The sequence below is a fragment of the Thioclava sp. IC9 genome (assembly GCF_002213225.1).
Classification (GTDB): domain Bacteria; phylum Pseudomonadota; class Alphaproteobacteria; order Rhodobacterales; family Rhodobacteraceae; genus Thioclava; species Thioclava nitratireducens.
Genome location: NZ_NBNX01000001.1, coordinates 1090185 through 1101465 on the forward strand (window position 1 = coordinate 1090185; position 11281 = coordinate 1101465).

General features: G+C 65.3%; 7 protein-coding genes. 4 read left to right on the forward strand and 3 right to left on the reverse strand.

Annotated features, from left to right (window positions below; all coding sequences use genetic code 11):
* Window positions 1-25: 25 nt before the first annotated feature.
* From B6V76_RS05025 to B6V76_RS05035, 3 genes are all read left to right on the forward strand, one after another.
* Window positions 26-1414 (forward strand): HPP family protein, encoded by a 1389-nt coding sequence (locus B6V76_RS05025; RefSeq protein WP_088726807.1) that lies wholly within the window; start codon window positions 26-28, stop codon window positions 1412-1414.
* 261 nt (window positions 1415-1675) lie between these two features.
* Window positions 1676-3994: an ATP-dependent Clp protease ATP-binding subunit ClpA gene (gene clpA / locus B6V76_RS05030; RefSeq protein ID WP_088718894.1), complete on the forward strand. Its 2319-nt coding sequence runs from the start codon at window positions 1676-1678 to the stop codon at window positions 3992-3994.
* A gap of 56 nt (window positions 3995-4050) precedes the next feature.
* Window positions 4051-4974: a M23 family metallopeptidase gene (locus B6V76_RS05035; protein ID WP_088726808.1), complete on the forward strand. Its 924-nt coding sequence runs from the start codon at window positions 4051-4053 to the stop codon at window positions 4972-4974.
* Between the two features lie 3 nt (window positions 4975-4977).
* Here B6V76_RS05035 and B6V76_RS05040 read toward each other — a convergent pair whose 3' ends face one another.
* Window positions 4978-6858 carry a cation:proton antiporter gene (locus B6V76_RS05040; protein ID WP_088726809.1) on the reverse strand — a complete coding sequence of 627 codons (1881 nt, stop codon included), beginning with the start codon at window positions 6856-6858 and terminating at the stop codon, window positions 4978-4980.
* Window positions 6859-7133: 275 nt separating this feature from the next.
* On the opposite strand from B6V76_RS05040, the gene B6V76_RS05045 reads away from it, so the two are divergent.
* Window positions 7134-8699, forward strand: a complete 1566-nt coding sequence (locus tag B6V76_RS05045; protein ID WP_088726810.1) for a DEAD/DEAH box helicase — start codon at window positions 7134-7136, stop codon at window positions 8697-8699.
* Between the two features lie 125 nt (window positions 8700-8824).
* Here B6V76_RS05045 and B6V76_RS05050 read toward each other — a convergent pair whose 3' ends face one another.
* Together B6V76_RS05050 and B6V76_RS05055 are read right to left on the reverse strand one after the other, a co-directional pair.
* Window positions 8825-10447, reverse strand: coding sequence for a ribonuclease J (locus B6V76_RS05050; RefSeq protein WP_088726918.1), 1623 nt, complete (start codon window positions 10445-10447; stop codon window positions 8825-8827).
* A 47-nt stretch (window positions 10448-10494) separates the two neighbouring features.
* Entirely contained in the window at window positions 10495-11271 is a 777-nt protein-coding gene (locus B6V76_RS05055) for a type III pantothenate kinase (protein ID WP_088726811.1), read from the reverse strand.
* Window positions 11272-11281: the final 10 nt, after the last annotated feature.

Below are 11281 nucleotides of genomic sequence, written 5' to 3' on the forward strand. Positions count from 1 at the left end.
TCGCGAATTCAACCCCAGCGAACCGATGCCGATCTCACGCCTGCCCAAGAATGTCCGCCGCCAGCTGCGCCGCTTCGGCCCCTCCATGGGGCGTAGGCCTGCGGTCGACATCCTGCGCGGCGCGGTGGGCGCAGGAGTGGCGATCCTCGTCGTGACCTTCATCGTGGCCACCCTGCCCCATTCACGACAGGCCGGGATCTATCTCGTGTCCAGCTTCGCCTCGATGGCGGTTCTCCTGTTCGTTCTGCCGAACTCGCCGCTGGCGCAGCCGTGGTCCGCGATGATGGGGATGATGATCTCCGCCGTGGTGCCGGTCGCGGTGCTGATGGTGACCCCTCCACCCTATGCGGACGGGCTCGCAGTGGGCGGGTCGATCGCGGCGATGATGGCCGCGCGCGCGCTGCATCCGCCAGCCGCCGGGATCGCGCTGCTCGTGATCTTGGAACACGAGGCGGGGCGGCGTCTCGGCTTCGATTTCGCGATCTTCCCGATCGCGGTGATGACGGTGCTGATGATCGGGTTCGCAATGGTCTGGAACCGGCTCTTCGGCATTTCCTACCCGACGCGCCCTCTCGCCTATTCCCCGGCCCATGTCGGACGTGCGCGCGGCCCGGCCCGCTCGCTCAGTCAGCGCGACCTGTCGAACCTGCTGGTCGAGTTCAACCAGTCGGCCAACATGGACCCCGCCGATCTGGCGCGGCTCATGGCGGTGGCCGAACACCGCGCCGCCGAGTCGCTTCTGGCCGACACGCATGTGCGCGATCTGATGACGCAGAACCCGGTGACCGTCAGCCCCGAAGCGCCGCTGTCCGAGATCGTGCGCAAGATGACCGCGCTCAACGTCCATACCCTGCCGGTGGTCGACAATTCGGGATACTATCTGGGCGTGGTCGACCAGCATGACGCGCTCGAAGAGCTGTTCAAGGAATTCGACATCCTGCGCCGCCCCCTGCGGTTCCGCGCCGCCCCGCCCGAGGCCGAGGTGCGCGCGATCTTCCATACCGATATCGAGACGGTCGAGGGCGACACGCCGGTGGGCCAATTGCTCGAACGGCTGGCCCGACGCGAGGCGCGGGTCGTGCCCGTGACCGAAAGCGGGCGGCTCGTCGGCATCCTGACCCGGACCGACATCATAGCGCTGCTGCTGGAACATTCGCCAGCCGCCCATTCCGAGGCGGAGCTCGAGGAGGAAGGCGACGAGGACGAGGAGGACGCGCCCCAAAAGAGAGAGGATGCTTCCCCGGGAACCAGAGCCACCAAGCGCCCCGGCGAGGCGCCCGCATCCAAGGGCAAAACCGACCCCGAAGACGCCGAACTGGCGGCGGAACTGCACCAAAGTGCGGCGCACCGCCCGCCAGTCCACGAGGACACGCAGCACGACACCGCGCAAAGCCGCGCCGAGTCGCCCAAGTAACCGTCAGGGCGCTTGAACCCGCGAAAACCCTCCCCATATGGGAGAGGTCAAACGCAACTCCCCTAGATATTGCGCGCCTCATCGGTATCCCTGCACCGTCGCGCCCGCTAAATGATCGTTTTTTCCGTACGAATCGGAGTCCGATCGGTTTTTGGGCATGAAAAGACTTGAAGCGCGACGAATTCCACCGAACTTTAATCTTATAGGGCAACACTAGGCTGGGTATCCTCCCGCGCCGCCCGTCGAGGAAAGGAGCAGATAATGCCGTCGTTTTCCAATACGCTCGAACAGGCAATCCACGGGGCGCTGGCGCTCGCCAATGCCCGAAAGCATGAACTCGCGACGCTAGAACACCTGCTCCTCGCCTTGATCGACGAGCCGGACGCCGCGCGGGTGATGAAGGCCTGCGCCGTCGATACCGACGAATTGCGCCAGACCTTGGTGGAGTTCATCGATGATGAACTGTCCACCCTCGTGACCGAAATCGAAGGCTCGGAAGCCGTGCCGACCGCCGCCTTCCAGCGCGTGATCCAGCGCGCGGCCATCCATGTCCAAAGCTCGGGCCGCTCGGAAGTGACCGGGGCGAATGTGCTCGTCGCGATCTTCGCCGAGCGCGAAAGCAACGCCGCCTACTTCCTGCAAGAGCAGGACATGACCCGCTACGACGCGGTGAACTTCATCGCGCATGGCGTGGCGAAGGATCCGGAGTTTGGCGAAACGCGCCCGGTGTCGGGTGCCGAGGAAGAGGCCAAGGCCGAAGGGGCGACCCAGGCCGAAGCCAAGGATTCCGCGCTCGAGAAATACTGCGTGAACCTCAACGCAAAATCCGAGAAGGGCGATGTCGACCCGCTGATCGGGCGCGAGCATGAGGTCGAGCGCTGCATTCAGGTCCTCTGCCGCCGCCGCAAGAACAACCCGCTTCTGGTGGGCGATCCCGGCGTGGGCAAGACCGCGATCGCGGAAGGCCTCGCGCTGAAGATCACCCGCGGGGAGACTCCGGAAATTCTCGCCAATTCGACGATCTACTCGCTGGATATGGGCGCACTGCTCGCCGGCACCCGCTATCGCGGTGACTTCGAAGAGCGCCTGAAGGCCGTGGTGAAGGAGCTTGAAGAGCATCCCGACGCGATCCTCTTCATCGATGAGATCCACACCGTGATCGGTGCGGGCGCGACCTCGGGTGGTGCCATGGATGCCTCGAACCTCCTGAAGCCCGCGCTTCAGGGCGGCAAGCTGCGCACCATGGGCTCTACCACCTACAAGGAGTTCCGCCAGCACTTCGAAAAGGACCGCGCGCTGAGCCGCCGGTTCCAGAAGATCGACGTGAACGAGCCCTCGGTGCCGGATTCCATCAAGATCCTGATGGGTCTGAAGCCCTATTTCGAGAAGCACCACGACATCCGCTACACCAACGACGCCATCAAGACGGCGGTGGAACTGTCGGCGCGCTATGTTCATGACCGCAAGCTGCCCGACAAGGCGATCGACGTGATCGACGAGGCGGGCGCGGCCCAACATCTCGTGGCCGAAAGCAAGCGGCGCAAGACTATCGGCCCGAAAGAGATCGAGGCGGTCGTCGCCAAGATCGCGCGGATCCCGCCGAAATCGGTCTCGAAGGACGATGCCGAGGTGCTCAAGGATCTCGAGAAGTCCCTCAAGCGCGTCGTGTTCGGCCAGGACAAGGCGATCGAGACGCTGTCCTCCGCGATCAAGTTGGCCCGTGCGGGTCTGCGCGAGCCGGAGAAGCCGATCGGCAACTACCTCTTCGCGGGTCCGACCGGTGTCGGCAAGACCGAGGTCGCCAAGCAGCTCGCCGATACGCTCGGCGTGGAACTGATGCGCTTCGACATGTCGGAATACATGGAGAAGCACGCGGTCTCGCGCCTGATCGGTGCGCCTCCGGGCTATGTCGGCTTCGATCAGGGGGGCATGCTGACCGACAGCGTCGACCAGCACCCGCATTGCGTGCTGCTGCTCGACGAGATCGAAAAGGCCCACCCGGATGTCTACAACATCCTGCTGCAGGTGATGGATCACGGGAAGCTCACCGACCATAACGGCCGGACCGTCGACTTCCGCAACGTGATCCTGATCATGACCTCGAATGCGGGCGCCGCCGAACAGGCGAAGACCGCAATCGGCTTTGGGCGCGATCGGCGCGAAGGCGAGGATATGGCCGCGATCGAGCGGACCTTCACGCCCGAGTTCCGCAACCGTCTGGACGCGGTGGTCAGCTTCGCGCCGCTGCCGCGCGAGGTGATCTTGCAGGTGGTCGACAAGTTCGTGCTGCAACTCGAAGCGCAGCTCATCGACCGCAACGTCCATATCGAGCTCACCCCGGCCGCCGCCAATTGGCTCGCCGAGAAGGGCTACGACGACAAGATGGGCGCGCGTCCGCTGGGCCGGGTCATTCAGGAGCATATCAAGAAGCCGCTCGCCGAAGAGCTGCTCTTCGGCAAGCTCACGAAGGGCGGTGTCGCCAAGGTCTCGATCAAGGACGACAAGATCGTCATCAAGGTCGAGGAACCGGGCAAGAAGCGGATCTCCGGCTCCAAGCCGCGCCTGCTGACCGCCGAATGATCTAGGCCGTGCTCCGCGCGGTAGTGATAAGCCTTCTCGTCCCGGCCGTGCCCTGCATGGCCGGGACTTTTCTATTTGACGCGCCGACGCTGCAAATGCCGGTCGACTGCACCCTTGGCCAGGATTGCTACATCCAGAATTACGTCGACCGCGACCCCGGTCCCGGCGCGCGCGATGCGGGTTGCGGCGGGCTGACCTATGACGGCCACAAGGGCACCGATTTCGCGCTCCTGACCGAAGCGCAGATGCAGGAGGGCGTGAAGGTGATCGCCGCCGCGCCGGGCCGGGTCGTCGCCACCCGCGATGGAGAGCCCGACGGGGCTTATGTCAGCGGACGAACGGTCGCGGGCAAGGAATGCGGCAACGGGATCGTCATCGATCTAGGACGCGGCTGGCAGACCCAGTATTGCCATCTGCGCGAAGGCTCGATTTCCGTTGCACGTGGCGCGCGGGTCGAGGCGGGCACCCCGCTCGGCCTCGTCGGCCAATCGGGTCAGGCGGAATTCCCGCATCTGCATCTGTCGCTGCGCCATGAGGGCACGGTCGTTGATCCCTTCGACCCTGAGATGCAGGACACCTGCGCGGCTGCCGCATCGCAGAGTCTCTGGTCCGATCCTTTCCCCTACACACCAAGCGGCTGGCTCGCGAACGGGTTCACCGCCGCACCGCCGCGCTTCAACGCGATCCTCGCCGGCGACCCCCTGCCGCCGCCCCGCGAAACCGGACCCGCCCTCATCTTCTGGGGCTACGGCTTCGGCCTGCGTGCGGGAGACACGATCAGTTTCGAGATCACCGGCCCGGATGGGATCAGCATCAGTACGACCAGCGAGGTCGACGCACCCAAGGCCCGGTTCTTCCGCTATGTCGGCAAAAAGACCCCGCCTGACGGCTGGCCCAAAGGTCCCTACGCGGGCCAGATCGCGCTGCGCCGCGACGGCGCGGTGATCGTCCGTCGATCAGCCACCGCCCGGATCGAATGAACCTCAAGGGATCCGCGCGGCGGGGCCCGGCTGGCCCGAGGGTTTCTCCCCAGCCTTGGCCTTCTGCGCGGTCTCTTCCTCGAAGGCCTCGGGCGGCAGCAGCGAAATGATCCGCCCGCCCGGCTCGACCTTCATTTCGGCCGGGTCGATCACGAAGCGAAGGTCACCGCTCTTCGCCACGACCATCACGGGCTTCGCCTTGGGTCGCTTCTCGCGCCACTGGGCCAGCGTGTATTCCTCGGTGATCCGGGTCACGCGGAAGCGCCAGCCCTCGGCGAGCAGTGTCTCCCACCCCTCGAGCGTGCGCCCCTCACCAAAGCGGCGCCCACCGAGCTGCGTCGGCAGCGCGTGGCGTTCGCGATCGTCCTTCTGACGCGGCACCTGCCAGACCTTGTCGCGGCCCAGCTCGGGCGCGAGATCGGTCGCGACGAGCGTGTTATAGGCGTCGTTGTCGGTCGCGGCGAGCAGGGTCGAATAAGCCATCAGCTCGACCTTGTCCTCCGCCGCCTCGCCCAGAATGTCGCCGTAGAAAGTCTTGAGCCCATTGGCGCGGGGCCGGATCAGGTGCGCATGGTTCGGATCGGTGATAAGCACAGGCACCTCGGCCTTGTTCAGCGTCTCGGCCAGCGCCGACGTGAAGCGCGAGCCGCCCACGATCAGCAGCCCCGGCTTGTCGGCATTGGCCAGTCCCAGCTTCCGCGCCAGCGGCGCCAAGGTGAAGCCGTGCACGATCACAGTCACCAGCACCAGTACGAAGGCCAGCGGCCCGATGCGCAGCCCGTCGGCCACCCCGATCTCGGCCAGACGCTGTCCGAAAAGGCCCGCAACCGCCACGAGCACCACCCCGCGCGGGCCGGTGAAGGCGATCAGCAGGCGCTCGTTGCGCGGCAGGCCCGTCCCTATCAGCGAAATCAGCACCGTCATCGGGCGGGCCACCAGCACCACCAGGACGACGAACAACAGCGCGTGCCAGTCGAGGGCGGCCAGCTGGTCGATCTCGATATTCGCGGCGAGCAGGATGAACACGCCCGAGACCAGAAGCACCGTCGCATGCTCCTTGAACCGGCGCAGCTCCTCGTAGGAGGGCAAATCGGCATTTCCGATCACCAGCCCCATCACCGTCACTGCGAGCAGCCCGCTTTCATGCAGCACGTAATCGGTCACCGCGAAGGTCGCCAAAAGGGTCGCGAACAGCACCGGGACTTTCATGAATTCCGGCACCCATCCGCGCGAGAAGCTGCGCGCGATGCCCCAGCCGACCGCGCCGCCGATCGCCGCGGCAAAGCCGATCCCGAGCGCGAGATGCCAGACCGCCTCGCCCATCGGCAGGTTGGAGCGAAGCGTGAACACCACCTCGAAGGCCAGAACCGCCGCCAGCGCGCCGATCGGGTCGTTCACGATGGCTTCCCATTGCAGCAACCGTGCGGGGCGGCGGGCAAGTTTCGCCGTGCGCAGAAGCGGCGCGATCACCGTCGGGCCGGTAACGACCATGATGCCGCCGAAGACCGCCGCGCTTTCCCAACTCAGCCCCGCGCCCCAGACGAGCGCGAGTGCCGAGAGAAACCAGCCAAGCGGCGCGCCGATGAAGACAAGCCGCCTGACCCCGGTTTTCGCATCGCCCAGACGGTGGAAATCCAGCGAGAACCCGCCCTCGAACAGGATCACCGCCACCGCGAGCGCGATCAACGGGCTCAGCAGCTCACCGAAGTCGCGGCTCGGGTTCAAAAGCCCGGTCGCTGGACCCGCAATAAGCCCTGCGACCAGCATGATCACGATGGCCGGAAGGCGCATCCGCCATGCCAGCCATTGCGCGCCGACACCGCAAACACCTACCAGCGCAAAGGCCAATACCGAGCCGAGACCCGCCGATTCCGCGACTGCCATATCTGTCCCTCGTCACACTTCGGGATCAAACCCCGTTCAGAAGGTCAGGTTCCGTGCCCCTTTGCAAGAGCCCCTTGCCATAGGAGCGTCCCGCCCGCCGGTTAGCGGCCCTGCCCTGAAAAGATTGACCTTTGCGTCGCAATCCGGTACGCCGCAGCCAAGCTCCGTAATCCGGCGGGGCTCTTCCTGGGCGCCCGGTTCCTCAAGCGCCCGATAGCGGCCCCGCCCGATGCGGGTCGCGACAGGACGCGATTAAAGGTAAACCAAGGATACCCATGACGAAATTCACCGATCTGAAGCTGGACCCGAAGGTCCTTTCCGCCGTTGTCGACGCTGGCTACGAAGAGCCGACGCCCATTCAGGCTGGCGCCATTCCGCCCGCACTCGAGGGCAAGGACGTGCTCGGCATCGCGCAGACCGGCACCGGCAAGACCGCCAGCTTCACCCTGCCGATGCTGACGCTGCTGCGTCGGGGCCGCGCCCGCGCCCGGATGCCGCGCTCGCTCGTGCTGTGCCCGACGCGCGAATTGGCAGCGCAGGTCGCCGAGAACTTCGACCTCTACGCCAAGAACACCAAGCTCACCCGCGCGCTGCTGATCGGCGGCGTATCGTTCGGAGAGCAGGACAAACTGATCGACAAGGGCGTCGACGTGCTGATCGCGACGCCGGGCCGCCTGCTCGACCATTTCGAGCGCGGCAAGCTGATCCTGACCGACGTGAAGGTCATGGTCGTGGACGAGGCCGACCGGATGCTCGACATGGGGTTCATCCCCGATATCGAACGCATCTTCCAGCTGACGCCCTTCACGCGCCAAACTCTGTTCTTCTCGGCCACGATGGCGCCCGAGATCGAGCGGATCACCAACACCTTCCTCCATGCGCCGGTGCGCATCGAGGTGGCGCGTCAGGCGACGACGGGCGCGAATATCACCCAGAAGCTGATCGAGATCGAACCGGCGCGCCGCGACCAGACCGCGAAAGCCAAACGCGAATTGCTGCGCGCGGTGATCGAGGCCGAAGGCGAGGCCTGCACCAATGCGATCGTCTTCTGCAACCGCAAGGTCGACGTGGATATCGTTGCGAAAAGCCTGCAGAAATACGGCTTCGACGCGGCCCCGATCCATGGCGATCTCGACCAGAGCCAGCGCACCCGCACGCTCGAGAGTTTCCGCGATGGCAAGCTGAAGCTGCTGATTGCCTCTGACGTCGCCGCGCGAGGCCTCGACGTGCCGTCGGTGAGCCACGTGTTCAACTACGACCTGCCGATGCATGCCGAGGACTATGTCCACCGGATCGGCCGCACCGGTCGCGCGGGCCGCAAGGGCACGGCGATCTCGATCGCGGTCCCCTCGGACGAGAAATTCCTCGGCCAGATCGAAAGCCTCGTCGAGCAGGAAATCCCGCGCGCCGAGCCGCCGGAAGGGTTCGAGCTGTCCGAAGGTGCGAAGCAGCCCGCGCGCAAGCGCGAGGACTCCAAGGGCGGTCGCTCGCGTGGCGGGCGCAGCCGCGATCGCGGCGGGCGTGGCTCGAAACGCGAGCGCAGCGAAGAGACGCAGCAACCGCAGATCGCCGCGCCGCAAGAGCAAAAAGAAGCTCCCAAGGCCGAGGCTCAACCCGAAGAGGCTCGCAGCGAGCCCCAGGAGACCGCGAGCGCGCCGAAATCGCAGCCCCGCGATCAGGGTAGTGACGAAGGCAACGCACGCCGCTCCCGCGGGGGCCGCAACCGTCGCGAGCGTGAGAACGAAGTGGTGGGCATGGGCGACCACGTCCCGGACTTCCTCACCGTTTCCTTCCGCCCCGGCGCGATCGAAGAGACCGCCGAGGACAGCGCGGACAGCTGACGCTTTCGTATTGGTAAAAGTATCCCCGCCGGAGGCGTCCTCCGGCGGGGCTTTTCTTTGTCTCTGTGGATAGAGCGATGCCCTAACCCTTCGCCATCCGCGCCACTGACGGCGCGGACTCGCGCTCACTCGGTCAGACGGCTCGTGACGACGATCACTTCGGGCTTCTTGCCAATCTCTTCCATCGCGACCTGACGGGCGATGCGGCGCAGGCCCTCGTCCAGCTTGTCGTCATTGCTCAGGATCTTGACCGGCGCGCGCTCAAGATATTCGGTCATCTCGTCCTCGATCGTCTCGGCCAGCGGCGCGCCGGAGCGGCCCAGTTTCGGCAAGCCGTTCAGCTCGACCCAGGGCTCGCCCAGCGGTTGGTCCTGCTCGTCGAGGATCACCGTCACGAGGCACAAGCCGTTCAGCGCCATGCGCATCCGGTCGCGCACCACGCCGTCCATCGCGCCGATCTGCACCAAACCGTCGAGATAGGTGCGGCCCGCTTCGATATATTCGACGACTTTCGGCACCTCGCCGGTCAGGTCGATCATCGTGCCGTTCGTCGCGACTTCCGACGCGATGCCCTTGTCCGCGGCCAGCTTCGCATGTTCGCGCAGGTGGCGATGCTCGCCATGCATCGGGATCAGCATCTTCGGCGCGATCAGTTCGTGCACCGCTTCGAGATCGGGGCGGTTGGCGTGGCCCGAGACATGATAGAGCCCGCCGTGATCGTCCACCACGTCGACTCCCATCTCGGAGAAGGCGTTCATGATCCGGATCACGCCGCGCTCGTTGCCCGGGATCGTCTTCGAGGAGAACAGGAACGTGTCCCCCTCCTTCATCTCGAGCCCCAGGTACTTGCCGCGGCTCAGCTGGGCCGAGGCAGCGCGTCGCTCGCCCTGGGAGCCGGTCACGATCAGCATCAGGTTCTGGCGCGGCACTTCCGTTGCCTCTTCCGCCGAGATCGTGCCGGGCATGCCTTTCAGCACGCCGGTTTCCTCGGCGACCGAGACCATGCGCTTCATCGCGCGCCCCAGCAGACAGACAGACCGACCCGCGGCTTTGCCCGCTTCGGCAAGCGTCTTCAGGCGCGCCACGTTCGAGGCGAAGGTGGTCGCGACGACCATGCCGGTCTGCGCGCGGATGAGTTCCGAGATCGGCTCGGCCAAAGTGGCCTCCGAGCGGCCCGGCAGCGGGGAGAAGACGTTTGTGGAATCGCTCACCAGAACCTTCACGCCTTCGCCTTCCTTGGCAATGGCATGCCACATTTCGGGGTCGAAGGGCTCGCCGACGATCGGGTTGCCGTCGAGCTTGAAGTCGCCCGTATGCACGACGCGGCCCGCAGGTGTGTCGATGATGAGGCCGGAGCTTTCGGGGATCGAATGCGAGATCGGCACGAATTGCACCTTGAACGGGCCGGCCTCGATCACCTTCGGGCGCGGCTCGACGATCTGGATCGTCTCGGGCGGGATGCCCGCCTCTTCCAGCTTCAGCTGGCCAATCCGACCGGTGAAAGCGCGCGCGTAGACCGGCTTGCGCAGCTTGTTCCAGACATGCGGCAGCGCGCCGACGTGGTCCTCATGCGCGTGGGTGATGAAGATCGCGTCGATGCGGTCGGCATTCGCTTCCAGCCATTCGAGATCGGCGAAGATCAGGTCGACGCCGGGCGTGCCGTCCATATCCGGGAAAGTCACGCCCAGATCGACAACGATCAGCCGCTCTTTCCCCTCTGGGCCGTAGCCGTAGACATAGGCGTTCATGCCGATTTCGCCGGCACCGCCGAGGGGGAGGTAGATCAGTCTGTCACTCACGCGGGAAAGTCCTTGTTATAGTCGTTGAGGAGGCGAAGGCCGTGCATGGTAAGGTCGTATTCCACACTGTCAAACAGGTCGAACCCCTGACTGAACAGCTCTGCCAGACCGCCGGTCGCGATGACTTTCATCGGTCGGTCCCGCTCGAGCCGGATTTGGCGCACGACGCCTTCGACGAGGCCGATATAGCCCCAGAAAACGCCCGATTGGATACAGGCGACGGTGTTGGTGCCGATCGCCTTCTCGGGCATCGTCACATCGACATGAGGTAGGGCGGCCGCGGAGGCGTGCAACGCCTCGAGCGACAGGTTGACGCCGGGTGCGATCACCCCGCCGATATAGGCCCCGTCGGAGGCGACCACGTCGAAAGTGGTCGCAGTACCGAAATCGACGACGACGATATCGCCGCCATGCCGGTCATAGCCCGCAACCGTGTTCACGAGGCGATCCGGCCCGACGGTCGTGCCCGGATCGACGCGGGGCTCCACCGGTAGGCGGCATTCGGGCTTGCCGACGACCAACGGGCGGCAGTTGAAGTAACGGTTAGACAGAACCCGCAGGTTGAAGACCACCCGCGGCACGGTCGAGGAGATGATGACCTCGGTGATCGCGCCTGCGATCTCCTGCACTCGCATCATGCCGGACAGCCAGAGGAAATATTCGTCCGCCGTTCGCTGGTGATTGGTTTCCATCCGCCAAGTGGCGATGAAATCCGTCCCGTTCCAGACCGAGAAGACGGTGTTGGTGTTGCCGCAGTCGATGCAGAGAAGCATGGCTCCCCCC

Bases quoted from the DNA above. Each gene is read 5' to 3' on its own strand.
- B6V76_RS05025 (WP_088726807.1), top strand. From the start codon at position 26: ATGCCGATCTCACGCCTGCCCAAGAATGTCCGCCGCCAGCTGCGCCGC.
- clpA (WP_088718894.1), top strand. From the start codon at position 1,676: ATGCCGTCGTTTTCCAATACGCTCGAACAGGCAATCCACGGGGCGCTG.
- B6V76_RS05035 (WP_088726808.1), top strand. From the start codon at position 4,051: ATGGCCGGGACTTTTCTATTTGACGCGCCGACGCTGCAAATGCCGGTC.
- B6V76_RS05040 (WP_088726809.1), bottom strand. From the start codon at position 6,858: ATGGCAGTCGCGGAATCGGCGGGTCTCGGCTCGGTATTGGCCTTTGCG.
- B6V76_RS05045 (WP_088726810.1), top strand. From the start codon at position 7,134: ATGACGAAATTCACCGATCTGAAGCTGGACCCGAAGGTCCTTTCCGCC.
- B6V76_RS05050 (WP_088726918.1), bottom strand. From the start codon at position 10,447: ATGAACGCCTATGTCTACGGCTACGGCCCAGAGGGGAAAGAGCGGCTG.
- B6V76_RS05055 (WP_088726811.1), bottom strand. From the start codon at position 11,271: ATGCTTCTCTGCATCGACTGCGGCAACACCAACACCGTCTTCTCGGTC.